The sequence below is a fragment of the Enhydrobacter sp. genome (assembly GCA_025808875.1).
Classification (GTDB): Bacteria; Pseudomonadota; Alphaproteobacteria; order Reyranellales; family Reyranellaceae; genus Reyranella.
The window spans coordinates 2,387,037-2,405,648 of record CP075528.1 but is presented as its reverse complement, the minus strand read 5'-3'; the positions used below and the strand labels follow the sequence as shown (position 1 = coordinate 2,405,648).

The following is an 18,612-nucleotide window of genomic DNA, read 5'->3' as shown; positions in this document are numbered from 1 at the left end:
AGCGCCAGATCTCGACCTGCCGATTCATCACCCGACATAGAGCGGTCGTTTGTCGCGCAAGATCGCTTGGCGTCGCACCGGGTTCTTGACCGCGCCGTCGACGACGACATCGACGGGGCGACCGAACAACCCTGCAAGCTCCTCGCGCATGTCGACCATATCCCACAAGTCCCAATGCTCGCCCGGCTGAAAGGCCACCAGCACATCGGCATCGCTTGCCGGGCCGGCTTCGCCGCGGGCCATGGAGCCGAACAGCGAAAGCTCCTTGATTTGCCAGCGCCTGCAAAACACGGCCACCGCTTCCGGATCGGGCAACTTTGTCGCCATAATGGAAGATACCACGTCAATCCACACCATGGCACCACGGATGAAGTTCGGCGTCTTCGATCACATGGACCGCGCCGGGCCCGATCTCGGGCGGCAGTTCGAGGAGCGGCTGCGGCTCTGCGGGCTCTACGAGCGCGCGGGCTTCCACGCCTATCACGTCGCCGAGCACCATGCGACGCCGCTCGGCATGGCGCCCTCGCCCAGCGTCTTCCTCGCCGCCGTCGCCCAGCGCACGACGACGCTGCGCTTCGGGCCGCTGGTCTACACGCTCAACCTCTATCACCCGCTGCGCCTGATCGACGAGATCTGCATGCTCGACCAGATGAGCGGCGGCCGGCTCGAGCTCGGCGTCGGCCGCGGCATCTCGCCCTACGAGGTCGGCTACTACGGCGTCGATCCGGCGACCGGACCGGAACGCTTCCGCGAGGCGCTCGAGGTCGTGCTGCGCGGCCTGGTCGACGAGCGCCTGACCTACCGCGGCACGTACTTCACCTTCGACGACGTGCCGATGGAACTGCGGCCGGTGCAGCGCCCGCGTCCGCCGCTGTGGTACGGCGCCAACTCCCTGGAGAGCGCCGACCGACTCGCCGGGGAAGGCCTCAACGTCGTGGTCGGCATGGACGCGAAGGGCGTCGGCGCCTTCGCCGCGCGCTACCGCGCCGCCTGGCGGGCGCTCGGCCGGTCCGACGACGCGCTGCCCCTCATCGGCCTCAGCCGCCACGTCGTGGTCGGCGACAGCGACCGCGAGGCGCAGTCGGCGGCCAGGCGTGCCTTCGCCCTGTGGTACGACGCGCTGATCCATCTCTGGCGCGCGCACGGCGTCGGCCTGCCGCGCCAGCTCATCCCCGCGGCGTTCGAGGATGCGCTCGATCAGGGCTACATCGTCGCCGGCTCGGCCGCGACGGTGCGCGACCGGCTGAAGCGCGACAACGACATCGCCGGCATCAACTACTGCATCTGCCGCCTCGCCTTCGGCGATCTCTCGTTCGAGGAATCGGCGCGCTCGGTCGAGCTGATGGCGCGCGAGGTCATGCCGGCGCTCGCCTGACGCCGCCCCTGCACGGGCACCCGGCACGGCCGCCAGATGTGCGTGCTTGGCGCGCGACATTCCTTCGGATTGTGTGTAAGATAGTCACACAACCGACTGAAATATAACGATTTGATGAAAATCGCCGTCTTCGACCACATGGATCGGTCCGGCGCGCCGGCCGAGCGCCAGTACGAGGATCGGCTGCGCCTGGCCGAACTCTACGAAGAGGCCGGCTTCTACGCCTATCACGTCGCCGAGCATCACGGCACGCCGCTCGGCATGGCACCCTCGCCCGGCCTGTTCCTCGCCGCGCTGGCCCAGCGCACCACGCGGCTGCGCTTCGGGCCGATGGTCTATCCGCTCGGCCTCTACCATCCGGTGCGGCTGATCGAGGAGATCTGCATGCTCGACCTGCTGAGCGGCGGCCGGCTCGAGGTCGGCGTCGGGCGTGGCGCCTCGCCCTACGAGGCGAGCTTCTTCGGCGTCGATCCGAAGACCGGCCCCGACCGCTTCGGCGAGACGCTCGACATCCTGCTGAAGGGTCTCGGCGCGCGCCGCCTCGACCATCGCGGCAAGTTCTTCCTGTTCAAGAACGTGCCGCTGCAGCTCCAGCCATTGCAGCGCCCGCGCCCGCCGCTGTGGGTGGCGACGCGCTCGATCGAGAGCGTGCCGCAGCTCGCGCGGCAGGGCTGCAACATCGCGCTCAGCCTGCCGGTCGGCGAAGTGGCCGACTTCACCGCGCGCTACCGCGCCGCCTGGGCGCGGCTCGGCCGCGATCCCGAGGAGATGCCGTTCGTCGGCGCGACGCGCAACGTCGTGGTCGGCGACGACGATCGCGACGCCGTTGCCATCGCCCGCCGTGCCTTCCATGTCTGGTACGGCTCGCTGGTCCATCTGTGGAAGGCGCACGGGCTCGACCTGCCGCGCCAGATCTTCCCGGCCGATTTCGACGAGGCGGCGGGGCTGGGCTACGTCGTCGCCGGTTCGCCGGCCACGGTGCGCGAGCGCCTGCGCGCCGACGACCACGCGATGGGCATCAACTACAGCCTCTGCCGCTTCGCCTACGGCGATCTTTCCTACGACGAGGCGGCGCGCTCGGTGCGCCTGTTCGCGCGCGAGGTCATGCCGGCGCTCGAATCGCGCTACGGCTCGCGCGACCGCGCCGCCCTGGGCGGCCTGGTGAAGGGCGTGCGCTGGGTCGGCGGCGAGACCCTGAGCGACGTGGCGATCCCGTTCCGGTGAGGCGCGCGGCGCGGCGGAAACGGCGGACGGCGCAGACACCTGGACGACGAACCGCCGATGGCATCGGCATCGGAGCTGTCCACGCCTGGATGGACATCGGCCGGACGCGCCTGCCCGCCCGCACGCCCGCCGGCCCACAACATGCGGGGTGGACCTGAATTGATTGCCGTTTTTCAATTCACGGCGGACAAGATCTTGGGATGGGCGCCGCGCGGACAGGCAAAAGCCGGCGATGGTGGGGCCACCGCCGGCTTCGCCGTGAGGGACAGGTTAAGCCGCCCGGGGAGAGACAGCGACGAACCTGGACATTCCCTCGCGATAGATTTTCATCAGCACCGGCTTGTCGCCCTTGCGCGCCTCGGCGAGCTTGCCGGCGGCGGCCTGCGGGCTGTCGACCGCGTCGCGGCCGACCTGCTGGATGACGTCGCCGGGGCGCAGGCCCTGCTCGTCGGCCGGGCTGCCCGGCGCGACGGCGACGACCAGCGCGCCGTCGACCTTGTCGCCGAGGCGGAGCTGCTGGCGCGCCTCGGGCGTGAGCGGCGCCAGCGAGAAGCCGAAGGCCTTGCCGTCGGGCTTGATCTCCGTCTTCTCGCCCGCCTTGGCCTGCTTCGGCCCGGCGTCGCCGAGCTTGGCCTGGACGGTCATCTCCTTGCCGTCGCGCACCAGCTTGACCTTCACCGTCGAGCCGGGCTGCGCCATGCCGATGGTGCGGGTGAGGTCGCGCACGTCGGCGATCTCCTTGGCGTCGACGCCCTTGATCACGTCGCCCGACTTGATGCCGGCCTTGGCGGCGGCGCCGTCCGGTTCGACCGCGGCGACCATCGCGCCCTTGGTCGAGCCGAGCGACAGGCTGGCGGCGATCTCGTCGGTCAGCGGCTGGATCTGCACGCCGAGCAAGCCGCGCTCGACCCTGCCGTGCTCCTTGAGCTGGGCGACGACCGGCTCGGCCAGGCTCGAGGGGATGGCGAAGCCGAGGCCGATGTTGCCGCCGGTCGGCGAGAAGATGGCGGTGTTGATGCCGATCACCTTGCCGTCGAGGTCGAACAGCGGGCCGCCCGAGTTGCCGCGGTTGATGGCCGCGTCGGTCTGGATGTAGTCGTCGAACGGGCCCGACTGGATGTCGCGGCCGCGCGCCGAGACGATGCCGGTGGTGACCGTGCCGCCCAGCCCGAACGGGTTGCCGACCGCCATCACCGCCTGGCCGACGCGCACCTTGGCGGCGTCGCCCCACGGCACGAACGGCAGCGGCTTGTCGCTGTCGATCTTGAGCACGGCGAGGTCGGTCTTCTCGTCGCTGCCGAGCAGCCTGGCGTCGAACTTGCGGCCGTCGGACAGGGTGACGACGATCTTGTCGGCCTTGCCGGCGACGTGGTTGTTGGTGACGATCACGCCCGACGGATCGATGATGAAGCCGCTGCCGACCGCCTGGCCCTTCGGTGCCGGGCGCATGTCGCGGCGGCCCTGGCCGAAGCGCTCGGCGAAGCGGCGCATGAACTCCTCGAACGACTGCGAGTCGTCCGACATCTGCAGGTGGTTGCCCTCGCCGGCGCCCGGCTTGAAGGTGACCGACACGTTCACCACGGCCGGCGAGACCTTGGCGGCGAGGTCGGAGAAGTCGCGCACGACGGTGTCGGCGGCGCGGGCCGGCGGCGCGCTGAACGCCGGCGCGATCAGCACGGGGGCTGTCAGCGCGGTGGTCAGGGCCAGGGCAGCGAACAACTTGGATTTGAACTTGGTCATGTCTCGGAACCTCCTCGGTCCCGAGAATATGGGTCCCGGCCCATGGCGGGCGGATGGCCGCCACATTGAATGTTTGTATAGTCGCGACCGTGAAGATCCTCCTCGTCGAAGACGACAAACAGACCGCCGACTACATCCTCAAGGGCCTGCGCGAGCAGGGCCACGCCGTCGATCGCGCCGACAACGGCCGCGACGGCCTCTATCTCGCGACCGGCGAGCCCTACGACGTGATGATCGTCGACCGCATGCTGCCGCACATGGACGGCCTGTCGCTGGTCAAGGCGGCGCGCGCCGCCGGAACGAACACGCCGGCGCTGTTCCTCACCACCATGGGCGGCATCGACGACCGGGTCGCCGGGCTGGAGGCCGGCGGCGACGACTACCTGGTCAAGCCCTTCGCCTTCGCCGAGCTGCTGGCGCGCATTGCCGCGCTGGCGCGTCGCGCGCCGATGGCACCACAGACCACGTTGCAGGTCGGCGACCTCGAGGTGAACCTGCTGGCGCGCACCGTGACCCGCGCCGGCAAGCGTCTCGACCTGCTCGGGCAGGAGTTTCGCATCCTCGAGTACCTGATTCGGCACGCCGGCCAGATCGTCACGCGCACCATGCTGCTGGAGAAGGTCTGGGATTTTCACTTCGACCCCAAGACCAACATCGTGGAGACGCACATCAGCCGCCTCAGGGCGAAGATCGACAAGGGCTTCGACAAGCCCCTGCTCCACACCGTCCGGGGAGCCGGCTATGTCATCCGCGCGCCCGACTAGCACCTTCGCGCGCATCCTGCGCTCGGCGACGTTCCGGCTGGCGCTGGTCTATGCCGGGCTGTTCGTCGTGTCGGTCGGCGCGCTGTTCGCCACCGTCTACGTCACCGCCACGCGCGCCATGCAGGACGACATGGAGGCGGTGCTGCGCACCGAGGCTCTGCAGCTCGCCGAGATCCATCGCCGCGGCGGGCTGCTGGTGCTGGCCGAGCAGATCAGCCGGCGGCTGAATTTCCGCACGCGCGGGCCGATCTACTACCTGCTGCAGGGACCGAGCGGCCAGGTCGTCGTCGGCAACCTGCCGGGCATGCGCCCGATCGAGGGCGTCGTCGACTTCGACAGCGACGAGGACGGCAGCCCCGACCGGCGCGCCAAGCTGACCGGCTACGGCGTGCGGCTCGGCGACGGCTCCTTCCTGCTGGTGGCGCAGGACGCCAGCCGTCTGACCGACATGCAGCGCGCCATCGGCCGCGCCTTCCTGTGGGCCGGCGGCCTGACCCTGCTGCTCGGCATCGCCGGCGGCCTGCTGCTCGGCCGCGGCTTCCTGCGGCGCATCGACACGATCGGCCGCACCAGCGCCGCCATCATGGAAGGCGATCTCGGCGCCCGCATCCCGCTGCGCGGCACCAACGACGAGTTCGACCAGCTCGTGGTCAGCCTCAACGCCATGCTCGACCGCATCCAGCAGCTCATGGAGGGCGTTCGCCAGGTGTCGAGCGACATCGCGCACGACCTGCGCACGCCGCTCGGTCGTCTGCGCCACCACCTCGAGGAAGCACGCGACCGCGCCGCCTCACCCGAGGAGCTCCGCGCCACGATCGAGGCGGCGATCGCCGAAGCCGACACGCTGCTCGAGACGTTCTCCGCCCTGCTACGCATCGCCCAGGTCGAGGCCGGCACCCAGAGGAGCGCGTTCGGCGAGATCGACCTCACGGCCCTGCTCCGCAGCGTCGCCGAAGCCTACGCGCCGTCGGCCGAGGAGTCGCGGCATGCGTTCGCGTCGCGGATCGAGGACGGCCTGTCGCTGCAAGGCGACCGCCAGCTTCTCGCCCAGATGATTTCGAACCTGGTCGAGAACGCGCTGCATCACACCCCGGCGGGAACCGCGATCGAGCTCACGGCGCGCCACGCCGGCACCGGCGTCGAGATCGAGGTCGCCGACAACGGTCCCGGCATCCCCGAGGGCGAGCGAGAGAAGGTGTTCGAGCGCTTCTATCGCCTCGACCGCAGCCGCTCGACCCAGGGCAGCGGCCTCGGTCTGGCGCTCGTCAAGGCGATTGCGGGCTTGCACGGTCTCGCCGTGTCGCTGGAGGATCGCCGCCCCGGTACCGCCGTCCTGTTGAGGTCCATCGCCAAATGAGCGCCCTGTTCGCCTATGTCGGCAGCTACACCACGCCCGAGCGCAACGGGCGGGGCAACGGCATCAATGTCTACCGGGTCGACCGGCGGACCGGCGGGTTCACTCACGTCCAGCATGTCGGCGGGCTGGAGAACCCGTCATTCCTCGCGATCGACGATGCGGGAACGCATCTCTACGCCGTGCATGGCGATCGCAGCGAAGCGACGTCGTTCACCATCGACCGGGGCACCGGCGAGCTCGCCGTCCTGAACCGGCAATCGACCGGCGGCTACAACCCGGTGCATCTCGCCGTCACCCGCGACGGCAAACACCTCGCGGTCGCCAACTACACGACCGATTCGGTGTGCGTGCTGCCGGTCCTGGCCGATGGCGCGCTCGGCCCCTACTCCACCCTCACGGTCGTCAAGGGCGAGCTCGGACCGCACAAGGTGCAGCAGCGTGGCATGTATCCCCATCACATCCCGCTCGATCCGTCCGGGCGGTTCTTCTACGTGCCCTGCAAGGGCGGCGACTGCGTCGTCTCCTATCGGCTCGATGCGCGGCGGCGCGTGCTGGTCGAAACGTCCCGCGTCGCCGGACGCCCGTCGGCCGGTCCGCGGCACATCGACTTCCACCCGACGCGGCCGCTCGCCTATGTCCTGAACGAACTCGACTCGACCATCACGACCTATCGCCGGGACCGATCGAGCGGCGCGCTGAAGCCGATCCATGTCGTGCGCTCCACGCCCGCCGACTTCACGGCCTACTCGACCGGCGCCGAAATCCAGGTCGATCGCGCCGGCCGCTGCGTCTACGTGTCGAATCGCGGCCACGACAGCATCGGCGCGTTCGCCATCGACCCGAGGGACGGCACGCTCGCGCCGCGCCAATGGGTGCCGACGAAGGGCGGCACGCCGCGTTTCTTCGCGCTCGATCCCGCCCAGCGCTTTCTCTATGTGGCGAACCAGGACGGCCACACGATCGTTGCCTACCGGAAGGCCGCGTCCGGAAAATTGTCACCGACTTCGATCCGGGTGCGCGTCGGCAGCCCGGCCTGCATCGTCTTCACAGCGGGAGGATCGCGATGAGCGACAAGAGCTACGGCTTCGAGACACTTTCGGTCCATGCCGGGGCCGCGCCCGATCCGGCGACCGGTGCCCGCGCCCAGCCGATCTACCAGACCACGGCCTACGTGTTCGAGGACGCCGATCACGCCGCGGCGCTGTTCAACCTGCAGACCGTCGGCTTCATCTATTCGCGCCTGACCAATCCCACCAACGCCGCGCTCGAGACGCGGCTCGCCACCCTGGAAGGCGGCCGCGGCTGCACCGTCACCTCGTCGGGCCATGCCGCGCAGGTGCTGGCGCTTTTTCCGCTGATGCAGCCCGGCGACGACATCGTCGCCTCGACGCGCCTCTACGGCGGCTCGCTGCAGCAGATGAGGAACACCTATCCCAAATTCGGCTGGAAGGCCCAGTTCGTCGACGCCGACACACCCGACAATTTCAAGCGCGCCGTGACACCGAAGACCAAGGCGTTCTTCATCGAGAGCCTCGCCAATCCGGGCGGCGTGGTGAGCGACATCGAGGCGATCGCCCGCATCGCCGGGGATGCCGGCGTCCCGCTGATCGTCGACAACACGCTGGCCACGCCGTGGCTCTGCAAGCCGATCGACTACGGCGCCACGCTGGTGATCCATTCGACCACCAAGTTCCTGAGCGGCACCGGCACCTCGATGGGCGGCGCGGTCGTCGATTCCGGGAAGTTCGACTGGGCCGTCAAGGCGAAGGACGGGACCGGCCGGTTTCCGAGCCTCGCCGGCCCGGAGCCGGCCTATCACGGCCTGAACTTCTTCGAGACCTTCGGCGACATGGCCTACACCTTCCACTGCCACGCCGTCGGCCTGCGCGACCTCGGACCGAGCCAGGCGCCGTTCAACGCGTGGCTGACGATGCTGGGGATGGAGACGCTCGGCCTGCGCATGGAGCGGCACTGCGCCAACGCGCTCAGGGTGGCGCAGTTCCTGGAGGCGCATCCGGCGGTGGCCTGGGTCAACTACGCCGGCCTGCCGTCGAACAAGTATCACGCGCTCGCCGCCAGGTACCTCGCGAAGGGCGCGGGCTCGGTCTTCACCTTCGGCGTCAAGGGCGGCTATGCGGTCGGCGTCAAGGTGGTCGACAACGTCGAGCTGTTCTCGCACCTCGCCAACATCGGCGACGCCAAGAGCCTGATCATCCATCCCGCCTCGACGACGCACCGCCAGCTCACCGACGAACAGCGCGTGGCCGCGGGCGCCGGCCCCGACGTGATCCGCCTGTCGATAGGGATCGAAACGGCGGAGGACATCATCGCCGATCTGGAGCAAGCTTTGCAGAAGGCCACATCCTAGAGAGTGCGGACAAATGCTGAGCAAGGAGGACAACGAGTTCCTGACCCGAAGCGGCAAGGGCACGCCGATGGGCGAGCTGCTGCGCCGCTTCTGGATGCCGGCGCTGCTGTCGGAGGAGCTGACGGAGCGCGACGGCCCGCCCCGGAAGATCAAGGTTCTCGGCGAGGACCTGCTGGCCTTCCGCGACAGCAACGGCCGCGTCGGCATCGTCGAGCCGCACTGCCCGCATCGCGGCGCCAATCTGTACTTCGGGCGCAACGAGGAGTGCGGCCTGCGCTGCGCCTATCACGGCTGGAAGTTCGACGTCGAGGGCAACTGCGTCGACCTGCCGACCTCGCCACCCGAATCGACCTACAAGGACACCATCAAGCTCCTCGCCTATCCGACGCGCGAATGGGCCGACATGGTCTGGGTCTACATGGGCCCGCGCGAGGCCATGCCGGAGTTGCCGCAGCTCGAGCTCGGCCTCGTTCCCGCGGCGTCGCGCTTCGTCACCAAGAAGTGGCAGGACTGCAACTGGGTGCAGAGCGTCGAGGGTGCACTCGACACCGCGCACTTCTCCTTCCTGCACGCCGTGCTGGCCAAGGACGACGCCAAGGCGCGGGCCGCTCTCGCCAAGGCGGCGGTCGCCGATCAGTCGACGCCGGACGACCGCATCCGCTGGATCCACAACGACCCGCGGCCGAAATTCACCGTGCTCGGCCACGACGCCGGCCTGCTGATCGGCGCGGCGCGCAAGACCGACGGTGAAGATCTCTACTGGCGCATCTCGCAGTTCCTGATGCCCAATCATGCCTATACGCCGACGGCCTTCCCGGGCGAGATCTACTACGGCCAATGCTGGGTGCCGGTCGATGACACGACCTGCTGGATCTACACTTACTGCTGGAACCCCGACCGGCCGTTCAGCAACGCCGAGCGGACGAAGTTCGACGGCGGCTTCAACGTCCACGCCGAGGTCGACGACAACTACGTGCCGCTGCGCAACCCGGGCAACGATTATCTGCGCGACCTCGAGGCGCAGAAGTCGGTGTCGTTCACGGGCATAGAAGGCGTCAGCGAGCAGGATGCCGCCATCCAGGACAGCCTCGGTCCGATCCAGGATCGCACGAAAGAGCATCTCGGCCCGACCGACATCGGCGTCGTCGAGTTCCGAAAGCTGCTGATGAGCGCGGCTCGTGGCGTCCAGGCGGGGAAGCCGCCACGGGCCGCGTCGGCGGCGAAGCGCTATGCCGTGCGTGCCGGCGGTGCCGTGGCCACGCCCGACAAGCCCCTCGAAACCGTGATGGTCGACCGGTTCGGCCACGGCCGGGGCTATGTCGGCCGGTCATATGGTCTGGGGGAGTGAATGCTGAGCAAGGAGGACAACGAGTTCCTGACCCGAAGCGGCAAGGGCACGCCGATGGGCGAGCTGCTGCGCCGCTTCTGGATGCCGGCGCTGCTGTCGGAGGAGCTGACGGAGCGCGACGGCCCGCCCCGGAAGATCAAGGTTCTCGGCGAGGACCTGCTGGCCTTCCGCGACAGCGACGGCCGCGTCGGCATCGTCGAGCCGCACTGCCCGCATCGCGGCGCCAATCTGTACTTCGGGCGCAACGAGGAGTGCGGCCTGCGCTGCGCCTATCACGGCTGGAAGTTCGACGTCGAGGGCAACTGCGTCGACCTGCCGACCTCGCCGCCCGAATCGACCTACAAGGACACCATCAAGCTCCTCGCCTATCCGACGCGCGAATGGGCCGACATGGTCTGGGTCTACATGGGCCCGCGCGAGGCCATGCCGGAGTTGCCGCAGCTCGAGCTCGGCCTCGTTCCCGGCGCGCATCGCTACGTGTCGAAGAAGTGGCAGGACTGCAACTGGGTGCAGAGTCTGGAAGGCGCCATCGACACCGCGCACTTCTCGTTCCTCCATGCCATTCCCAACACCAACGAGGCACGACGTCTCGAGATCCTGCAGAAATCCTCGGCCATCGGCCAGGAAGCGGGGTTGGCCGACCGCAGCCGCTGGATCACCGCCGACCCGCGGCCGAAATTCAGGATCGACGGCCACGACGCCGGACTGGTCATCGCCGCCGGGCGGAAGACCGACAGCACCGACATCTACTGGCGCATCGCCCAGTTCCTGATGCCCAATCACGCGCTGGTGCCGGTCGCCTTCCCGGGCGAGGTCTATCATGGCCAGTGCTGGGTGCCGGTCGACGACACCTCGTGCTGGATCTACACCTACAGCTGGGTGCCCGACCGGCCGTTCACCAATGCCGAGCGCACCAAGTATGCCTCGGGCCTGAGCCTGCATGCCGAAGTCGACGAGCACTACGTGCCCAGGCGCAACATCCGCAACGACTACATGCTCGATCGCGACCTTCAGAAGACCGAGAGCTTCACCGGCATCGCCGGCGTCAGCGAGCAGGATGCCGCCATCCAGGACAGCCAGGGCGCGATCCAGGACCGCACGAAGGAGCATCTCGGCCCGACCGACGTCGGCATCGTCGAGTTCCGCAAGATGGTGATGGGCGCGGCGCGGGCGCTCGCGGACGCTCGGCCGCCGAAGGCCGCCGAACGCGCGGCCGCCTACGCGGTGCGCGCCGGCGGATGGATCGCCGCGCCGGACAAGGACCTGACCACCATCATGACCGAGCGTTTCGGCCATCGGCACGGCCATGTCGGCCACGAGCACGGGCTCGGACAATAGTTAGACCGCGCGCGCACACTGGACTATCGTCGCGCCCGCAATCGGATGGGGGAGACCGCAAGTGACCGTCAAGATCTATGGCCCCACGGCCTCGCGCGCCGCGCGCGCCCTCTGGATCGTGCATGAGTTGGGCATTCCCTTCGAGCACGTGCCGGTGGAGATGAAGGACCTGAAGAATCCCGACTTCCTGAAGATCAATCCGAACGGCAAGGTGCCGGCGCTGGTCGACGGCGATTTCAAGCTCTTCGAATCGATGGCGATCAATCTCTATCTCGCGGCGAAGTACGACAAGAACGGTCTCCTGCCCTCCAGCCTCGAGGATCGGGCGCTGTGCCACCAGTGGAGCTTCTGGGGCATGACCGAGGTCGAAAAGCCGCTGCTGACGATCCTCATCGACATGTTCATGACGCCGCCCGACAAGCGCAAGCCGGACGCGGTGGCCGAGGCGCAGAAGACGCTGCCCAAGCCGTTCGGTGTCCTCGACGGTGCGCTGCAGGGACGCGACTATCTGCTGGGCGGATCGTTCACCGTGGCCGACCTCAATCTCGCGTCGATCTGCAGCTGGGCCAAGCCGATCAAGTACGACTTCTCACCCTTCCCCAACGTCTCGGCCTGGCTCGATCGCTGCCTGTCGCGCCCCGCCTACAAGGCGGCGCGGGCGACGAAGTAGTCGCTTCCTACTCCGCGGGCACCGCCTGCGGACGCGACGCGGCCGGGATCGCCGCCTTGCCGTCGCCCTTGGGCAGCAGGAGCGACACCAGGGTGATCAATACCGAGAGCGCGGCGAGGCCGAGGAACAGCATCTCGAGGCTGCCGGTCGCCTTGCGGATCCAGGCGATGGCCATGATCGCCAGAGGGCTGGCGCCGAAGGCGATGACGAACTTGGCGCCGAAGCCGAGGCCGTGGTAGCGGCTCGGCGTGTAGCGGGCGATCAGGATGTTCTCCACCGGCCCCGCCACCGAGCTCAGGATCGCCGAGCCGATGGCGCCGCAGAGCGCGACCGGCATGTTGCCGATCGCCAGCGCCAGCATGGCGACGACCTGCAGCGACTGGGCGACGATGTAGCTCGAGCGCAGCGGATAGCGGTCGACCACGCGGCGCCCGAGCGCATACTGCGCGAGGCCGGACACGACGTAGATCATCGATGTCGCCAGGCCGATCCACAGCGCCGCCTGCGCCAGCTCGCCGAGTTGCGCCTCGAACACGAACCCGGATCCGAACAGCACCGCCTGCCAGATCACGCCTTCGAGGGCCATGGTCACCGACAGGACGATGAACACCCGCCAGAACTCCGCGCGCCCCGGCTGGACGCCCGGCGTCGCCGGCATCGGGCGGTCGACGATGCGCTTGCGCGCCATCTCCCAGATCAACGCCGCGCCGATCGCGAGGCAGACGATCCCCGGCACGATGAACGCCGCGCGCCACGAAGCGAGCGTGATGAGCACCCCGGGCACGATGCCGTAGAGCGCGAGGCCGACGCTGCCGAACAGGCCGTTCACCCCCATGGCGTGCCCCTGTTCCTTCGCCGTGCGGATCACCCAGCCGATGCCGACCGAATGGTAGATCGCGCCGAAGGCGCCGATCCCGCACAGGGCGATGGAGAGCGCCAGCGTGTCTCCCGTCGGCACCAGCCCGCAGGCGATCGACGACACGCCCAGCCCGAGGAACATCACGACCATCATGATGGGAGCGCCGAAGCGGTCCGACGCCCAGCCGGCCGGCAGCGACATCACGCCGAGCAGGACGGCCGCCGGCGCATACAGTTCCAGCAGGTCCTCGGCACGGAGGTTCCAGGAGATCGCCAGGGTGAGCACGATCACGGCGTAGAACGCCGTCATCAGATGCATCAGGGCGTGGCCGAGCGACGAATAGATCAGGACGCGTCGCGACATCTCGGCAGGCAGGCTCATTTTGCCTGTATCCGCTCGCGACGAGCGCAGCACAAGCCAACTTGCGGCAGCGCAGCCATTCGCGCTAAACGGGCCACCTTCGGTCGGGGCGTAGCGCAGTCTGGTAGCGCATCAGTCTGGGGGACTGGGGGTCGTCGGTTCAAATCCGGCCGCCCCGACCATCTCGCGCCCGGCGCGGCGCTATCGCGGGTCGACCATCCGCCGGCCGCTCTCGGTGAGCTTGCAGACCAGCCAGTCCGGCTTCAGCGGATTGGCGAACCAGGGCTCCGCCCAACCGCGCTCGAGGCAACGCCGCACCACGCCGACGTCGACGTCCTGGCCGTCGAGATCGAACAAGGGCAACTTGCCGCCCGGCTGGGCCAATCCCCGCCGGAGGTACAGAAACTCCGGCAGGTTCGGCTGCTCGAAGTCCTGCGCATTGTCGTTCGACGCGACGGCATGCGGCACCAGCCGCGGTCTGTCTCGATCGGCAATCACGGCGGCGTCCCCCTCTGACGTTGCCGGCCCGGAACCCTTGCCGCCGCCAAGCCCAACTTGGCATTGGAAAGAATCGCCCAGGCTAAAAAGACATCGTAAAGATCGAGGCGTTCCTCAGGCCTGCCGCCCCCAGCGGCAAGCCTGCTAACCCCAGGCTAGTTCTGAGACTTGAGCGTGCTGCGCAGTTGCGTCAGCGCCTGCTCGAGATCCTCGAGCACGGTTTCGATCTCCCGACGCTTGTGCAGGTCGAGCATGGCCGCCCTCGGCGTGGTCGTCGAGGGCTGTGGGCCGGTGCGCGGCAGCGGCTGGCGGCTCCCCGTCGCCATGGCTTCGGCACGCGCCGACACGATGCGCAGGCTCTCCAGCGCGCTCTCCGCGGCGATGTCGAGGCGCTGTTGCGGCAAGCGACCACGCCCCTCCTTCAACAGGCGCTGAACGCCCTTGATGGTGTAGCCATCGTCGTAGAGCAGCGTGCGAATGCGGCGCAGGAGGTCGATATCCTCCGGCCGATAGTAGCGCCGGCCCCCGCCGCGCTTCAGCGGACGGACCTGGCTGAACTTGCTTTCCCAGAACCGCAGCACGTGCTGCGGGACGTCCAGTTCGGTCGCCACTTCGCTGATAGTGCGAAATGCCTGCGCCGACTTCTCAACCCGCCTCTCGACGGTCTGAACAGATGCGGCCATTACAAATCCCCCACAATTCCCCAGTTACCCCTTGTGCCTCCTCAGGCCTCGCTCTCGCCGACCGTCCCATTGATCAACGATTTCAGGACGTTCGACGCCCGGAAGACAAGAACACGCCGCGGCAGGATCGGAACTTCCTGCCCAGTCTTCGGATTTCGACCCACGCGCTGGCCCTTGTCGCGAACCGTGAAACTTCCGAATGAGGAAATCTTCACAGATTCGCCACGCGCCAAGGCCTCGACGACTTCGCCGAGAATCGTCTCGACGAGATCGCTCGATTCGTTGCGCGACAGTCCCACTTGCTGGAATACCGCCTCGCTCAAATCGGCACGCGTAATAGTCCGGCCTTCCATCCGGTACCCTTCCTTCCCCCACTTAATCCTTACTCTAAGGTGGGAAAGCGGTCAATATCAGCGAGATAGCGCGGAGACTTGAATCTTTAGTCTGTTCTTGTTCCGTTGCGCCCGGAATTGTCACGAATCGTTCAATTCACCAGCGGACCAGCGACGCGCCCCAGGCCAGTCCGCCACCGATCCCCTCGAGGAGGAGCAGATCGCCCCTCTTGATCCGGCCATCGGAAACCGCCGCGTCGAGCGCGAGGGGGATCGATGCTGCCGAGGTGTTGGCATGCCGGTCCACGGTCACGACGACCCGCTCGGGAGGCAGTCCGAGCTTGCGGCCGGTGCTGTCGATGATGCGCTTGTTGGCCTGGTGGGGGACCAGCCAATCGATATCCTTGGACTCGAGGCCAGCTTTGCCCAGGACCTCGCCGACCACCGCCGCCATGTTGACCACGGCGTGCTTGAACACTTCCTTGCCTTCCATGCGGAGGAACCCGGTCGTCCGCGTCGAGGACGGTCCGCCATCGACATACAGGATGTCGTGCTGGCGGCCGTCGGAATGCAGGGCATTGGCGAGGATGCCGCGGTCGGCGGACGTGCCCTTGCCCTCTTCCCCTCGCAGCACGACGGCGCCGGCGCCGTCGCCGAACAACACGCAGGTCCCCCGGTCGTTCCAGTCGAGGATGCGCGAGAACGTCTCCGCGCCGATGACCAGCGCCGTGGTCGCCACACCCGACTTGATCATGCTGTCGGCCACCGAGAGGCCGTAGACGAACCCGGCACAGACGGCCTGGACGTCGAAGGCGGCGCCCTTCGTCATGCCGAGCGAGGCCTGGACTCGCGTTGCCGTGGCCGGAAACGTCTCGTCGGGCGTTGCCGTGGCCAGCACGATGAGGTCGAGGTCGGACGCCTTCAGGCCGGCATTGTCGAGCGCCCGCTGCGAGGCCTTGGTGGCGAGATGGGAGGTGAACTCGCCGTCGGCGGCGATATGGCGCTGGCGGATGCCGGTGCGCTGGCGGATCCAATCGTCTGACGTGTCCATCTGCCTGGACAGGTCGTCGTTGGTGACGACACGCTCCGGCAAGTAGGAACCGCACCCCTGCACCACCGACCGTATCACTCGGCTCCTCCGCTCGCCTGCAGTGCCTCACCCGACAACTCGGCAGCCGAAATGACTTCCTTCAGCCGAGCCAATCCCTCGACGAGCTTGCTCCTGTATTCGTAACGCACCAGATCGACCGCCACCCCGATGGCGTAGGCGAAGCCCAGATCGTCAGTGCCGCCGTGGCTCTTCACGCAGACGCCATCGAGTCCGAGGAAGACGCCGCCGTTGTAGCGCCGCGGGTCGACCCGCTTGCTCAGCTTCACCCAGGCGCCCGCGGCGAACAGGTAGCCGATCTTGGCGAAGGTCGAAGTCCGAAAAGCGTCGCGCACGAAACCGGTCCGGCCCATCAAGAGTTTGGCCGTGCCCTCGATCGCCTTCAGCGCCACGTTGCCGGTGAAGCCGTCGGTCACCACCACGTCGACCACGCCGGCGCCAATGTCGTTGCCCTCGACGAAGCCGTGGAAGTTGACCGGCGCGCCATCGCCGCGCAACCAGGCCGCCGCCTGGCGCAGCTCCTCGTGGCCCTTCAGTTCCTCGGAACCGACGTTCAGCAGCCCGACCTTTGGCGTATCGAGCCCTAGCAGGACCTGAGCGAACACGCTGCCCATCACGGCGAACTCTGCGAGATTGTCCGCATCGCACTCGAGATTGGCGCCGAGGTCGAGCATGACCGTTTCGCCGCGCGTCGTCGGCAGGAACGAGGCCAATGCCGGCCGGTGCGCGCCCTCGATCATGCGCATCGCGACCATCGAAATGGCGAGAAGCGCCCCCGTGTTGCCCGCCGACACCACCGTGTCGGCGCGTCCCTCGGCGGCCGCCTGTACCGCCAGCCACATGCTCGAGTTGCGGCGTCGACGAAGGGCGAAGCTCGGCTTGTCGTCGGCCAGCACCGCGTCCTCGGCCGGCACGATCTCGAGCGATTGCGCCAATCCCTTGCGCTTGTCGACCAGCGGCTTCAGCCGGGCCGGATCGCCGAACAGCAGGAACGAGGTGTCGGGATAGCGTTCCCGCGCGATGGCCGCGCCGTTCACAACGACGGCGGGGGCGTCATCCCCGCCCATGCCATCGAGCGCGAGAACAACCTTGTTCGCGCTCATCGCGGCGCGCTGGAACTAGCTTTCGGCCGACTGGTTGTCGGCCAGAACGGGCATGTCCTCGCGGTAGTATCCGCAGTGCGAACATACCGAGTGCGGCCGCTTGAGCTCACCGCAGTTCTTGCACTCGACGTAGGCCATGGCGGGCAGGCCGTGATGGGCGCGACGCATGTTGCGGCGCGACTTGGATACTTTCTTCTTGGGAACTGCCATGACGATCTCCACGGAGGCGGCGGCCACGCCAGCCCCCACAAATAAGGCGGCCGCGCTCTATAGGCGCGGCGGGCCGACTTCTCTAGCCAAATCGTTACGCCGCTGCAACATTTTACCGCCTCCGCCGTGGCTTGTCTTTCAAGGCGGCCAACCCCGCGAAGGGATGCCGCCGCCCCTCGTCCCGGCCCTGCCGTTGCCCTGTCCGCGGCTTCGGCAGAACGTCCTCGAGCCTGGCCCCCGGGCGCCTCGGATAGGGATCGGCCGCCAAAGCCAGCTGCTCTGCGACGATTTCCCCCACATCGAGCGTGGCGCCCTCCAGCGGCTCGGGAGCGTCGGTCTGCGCGCTCAGGACGGCTTCGCCGCTCTCCGGGTCGCGCTCGTCGGCGAGCCCTTGCCTGAAGACGATGCGAAAACTGTCGTCGAGCTCCTGTGTCACCGGGTCCAGGGTCAGGATGCAGGCCTGCACGATCTTGCCGCGCAGGCGGCCCTCGACGACGACCTGCCCGCCTGGGCGGCAGTCGACGGTGGCGCGTGCCGAGAAGGCCGGCAGCCCCAGGAAACCGAAGCGCTTCGCCAGTGCCAGCCGTTCGCTGTCGCTGGCGACGATTTCGAGGGCGGCGCCTCCCGGTCCCATCCGGTCGAGGTCGACGATCCGCTCGAGCTCGGATTTCGGCGTCTTGTCGGATATTTGCGGCATGGTTCGACTACTTCGCGAGATCGGCCCGTTCGGTGCGGTCGAGGCGGGCGACCTCTGCCCGCACATAGCTTGCCAGGGCTTCGACCGGGCCCTGGTCTGAAGGCGGCCTACCGCCATAGGCGTTGCGGCGCAAGGCCTCCCGCAGCGCGTCCGGCCCTTCGCCGAGGGCCCGGCGATAGGCCAGCGCCCGGCCATGCAGTCCTTCGGCCATGATCTTTATGCGTCTTCCCACCCCGAGATCCTGCACGCCGATTTCGCGCAGGGTGAGATCGAGGTGACGGAACATCGCATCGAAGAAGGCTTGCGCGAGGGGCTCGCCTTCCGGCTCCCGGCGAAGCCGGTCGATGACCAGCGCAGCGTGCAGGGCCAGCGCATCGAAGCGCCCGTCGAGCGTGTCCGGAATCCCGCAATGCTCGAAGAGATCGGCCGAACGTGCGCGCTCGGCGGTCCGAACATACAGGGCGGCCGCGAATTGTTCCTCAGGTTTGCGGCGTCGAAACACCTCTCGCCCCTCCTGCCATCGATCCGTTGACCCCGCCCCGGCGGCGCGACATGTTGTGCCTCCGTCGCCCATTTTC

General features: G+C 68.0%; 20 protein-coding genes and 1 tRNA gene. 10 read left to right on the top strand and 11 right to left on the bottom strand.

The genetic code is table 11. The features are described 5' to 3' along the window. Window positions 1–27: 27 nt before the first annotated feature. Complete coding sequence (locus tag KIT25_11890) at window positions 28–327, bottom strand: nucleotidyltransferase family protein (GenBank protein ID UYN97905.1); 300 nt, start codon at window positions 325–327, stop codon at window positions 28–30. Between the two features lie 40 nt (window positions 328–367). Between KIT25_11890 and KIT25_11885 the strand changes: the two genes are divergently transcribed. Both KIT25_11885 and KIT25_11880 read left to right on the top strand, forming a co-directional pair. After that, the gene (locus KIT25_11885) at window positions 368–1,375 is read left to right on the top strand and encodes an LLM class flavin-dependent oxidoreductase (GenBank protein UYN97586.1); all 1,008 of its coding nucleotides are present in this window, start codon (window positions 368–370) and stop codon (window positions 1,373–1,375) included. A 114-nt stretch (window positions 1,376–1,489) separates the two neighbouring features. Then, window positions 1,490–2,599, top strand: a complete 1,110-nt coding sequence (locus tag KIT25_11880; GenBank protein UYN97585.1) for an LLM class flavin-dependent oxidoreductase — start codon at window positions 1,490–1,492, stop codon at window positions 2,597–2,599. 270 nt (window positions 2,600–2,869) lie between these two features. On the opposite strand, the gene KIT25_11875 is transcribed toward KIT25_11880, so the two are convergent. Next, on the bottom strand, window positions 2,870–4,339 hold the full coding sequence (locus KIT25_11875) for a DegQ family serine endoprotease (protein UYN97584.1): 1,470 nt from the start codon (window positions 4,337–4,339) through the stop codon (window positions 2,870–2,872). 89 nt (window positions 4,340–4,428) lie between these two features. Here KIT25_11875 and KIT25_11870 point away from each other — a divergent pair, with 89 nt between their 5' ends. The 7 genes from KIT25_11870 (at window position 4,429) to KIT25_11840 (ending at window position 12,184) form a co-directional block, all read left to right on the top strand. Next, a complete protein-coding gene (locus KIT25_11870; GenBank protein ID UYN97583.1) occupies window positions 4,429–5,103 on the top strand; it encodes a winged helix-turn-helix domain-containing protein in 675 nt (224 codons plus the stop codon). Continuing rightward, window positions 5,081–6,460, top strand: a complete 1,380-nt coding sequence (locus KIT25_11865) for a HAMP domain-containing histidine kinase (protein UYN97582.1) — start codon at window positions 5,081–5,083, stop codon at window positions 6,458–6,460. Before KIT25_11870 ends, KIT25_11865 begins: the two co-directional genes overlap by 23 nt. Then, a complete protein-coding gene (locus KIT25_11860) occupies window positions 6,457–7,527 on the top strand; it encodes a lactonase family protein (GenBank protein UYN97581.1) in 1,071 nt (356 codons plus the stop codon). The genes KIT25_11865 and KIT25_11860 overlap by 4 nt, the downstream gene beginning before the upstream one ends. Then, on the top strand, window positions 7,524–8,828 hold the full coding sequence (locus KIT25_11855; GenBank protein ID UYN97580.1) for an O-acetylhomoserine aminocarboxypropyltransferase: 1,305 nt from the start codon (window positions 7,524–7,526) through the stop codon (window positions 8,826–8,828). The genes KIT25_11860 and KIT25_11855 overlap by 4 nt, the downstream gene beginning before the upstream one ends. 13 nt (window positions 8,829–8,841) lie before the next feature. Then, window positions 8,842–10,176: a Rieske 2Fe-2S domain-containing protein gene (locus KIT25_11850; protein UYN97579.1), complete on the top strand. Its 1,335-nt coding sequence runs from the start codon at window positions 8,842–8,844 to the stop codon at window positions 10,174–10,176. Next, the gene (locus KIT25_11845) at window positions 10,177–11,514 is read left to right on the top strand and encodes a Rieske 2Fe-2S domain-containing protein (GenBank protein ID UYN97578.1); all 1,338 of its coding nucleotides are present in this window, start codon (window positions 10,177–10,179) and stop codon (window positions 11,512–11,514) included. A 61-nt stretch (window positions 11,515–11,575) separates the two neighbouring features. Continuing rightward, on the top strand, window positions 11,576–12,184 hold the full coding sequence (locus tag KIT25_11840; GenBank protein UYN97577.1) for a glutathione S-transferase family protein: 609 nt from the start codon (window positions 11,576–11,578) through the stop codon (window positions 12,182–12,184). A 7-nt stretch (window positions 12,185–12,191) separates the two neighbouring features. On the opposite strand, the gene KIT25_11835 is transcribed toward KIT25_11840, so the two are convergent. After that, window positions 12,192–13,424, bottom strand: coding sequence for an MFS transporter (locus tag KIT25_11835; GenBank protein UYN97576.1), 1,233 nt, complete (start codon window positions 13,422–13,424; stop codon window positions 12,192–12,194). Window positions 13,425–13,508: 84 nt separating this feature from the next. Here KIT25_11835 and KIT25_11830 point away from each other — a divergent pair. After that, a tRNA-Pro gene (locus KIT25_11830) sits at window positions 13,509–13,585 on the top strand. Window positions 13,586–13,604: 19 nt separating this feature from the next. Here the strand turns inward: KIT25_11830 and KIT25_11825 are convergent. The 8 genes from KIT25_11825 to KIT25_11790 form a co-directional block, all read right to left on the bottom strand. Further along, entirely contained in the window at window positions 13,605–13,817 is a 213-nt protein-coding gene (locus KIT25_11825) for a hypothetical protein (GenBank protein UYN97904.1), read from the bottom strand. A gap of 239 nt (window positions 13,818–14,056) precedes the next feature. Beyond that, window positions 14,057–14,584 carry a MerR family transcriptional regulator gene (locus KIT25_11820; GenBank protein ID UYN97575.1) on the bottom strand — a complete coding sequence of 176 codons (528 nt, stop codon included), beginning with the start codon at window positions 14,582–14,584 and terminating at the stop codon, window positions 14,057–14,059. A gap of 41 nt (window positions 14,585–14,625) precedes the next feature. Further along, the gene (locus KIT25_11815) at window positions 14,626–14,937 is read right to left on the bottom strand and encodes an integration host factor subunit alpha (protein UYN97574.1); all 312 of its coding nucleotides are present in this window, start codon (window positions 14,935–14,937) and stop codon (window positions 14,626–14,628) included. Window positions 14,938–15,073: 136 nt separating this feature from the next. Next, window positions 15,074–16,042 carry a ketoacyl-ACP synthase III gene (locus KIT25_11810; GenBank protein UYN97903.1) on the bottom strand — a complete coding sequence of 323 codons (969 nt, stop codon included), beginning with the start codon at window positions 16,040–16,042 and terminating at the stop codon, window positions 15,074–15,076. Beyond that, on the bottom strand, window positions 16,042–17,127 hold the full coding sequence (gene plsX, locus KIT25_11805) for a phosphate acyltransferase PlsX (protein ID UYN97573.1): 1,086 nt from the start codon (window positions 17,125–17,127) through the stop codon (window positions 16,042–16,044). Before plsX ends, KIT25_11810 begins: the two co-directional genes overlap by 1 nt. A 15-nt stretch (window positions 17,128–17,142) precedes the next feature. Further along, window positions 17,143–17,337, bottom strand: a complete 195-nt coding sequence (rpmF, locus tag KIT25_11800) for a 50S ribosomal protein L32 (GenBank protein ID UYN97572.1) — start codon at window positions 17,335–17,337, stop codon at window positions 17,143–17,145. Window positions 17,338–17,449: 112 nt separating this feature from the next. Then, window positions 17,450–18,034 (bottom strand): DUF177 domain-containing protein, encoded by a 585-nt coding sequence (locus tag KIT25_11795; protein UYN97571.1) that lies wholly within the window; start codon window positions 18,032–18,034, stop codon window positions 17,450–17,452. A 7-nt stretch (window positions 18,035–18,041) separates the two neighbouring features. Next, window positions 18,042–18,608, bottom strand: a complete 567-nt coding sequence (locus tag KIT25_11790) for a ubiquinol-cytochrome C chaperone family protein (protein ID UYN97570.1) — start codon at window positions 18,606–18,608, stop codon at window positions 18,042–18,044. Between the last annotated feature and the right edge of the window lie 4 nt (window positions 18,609–18,612).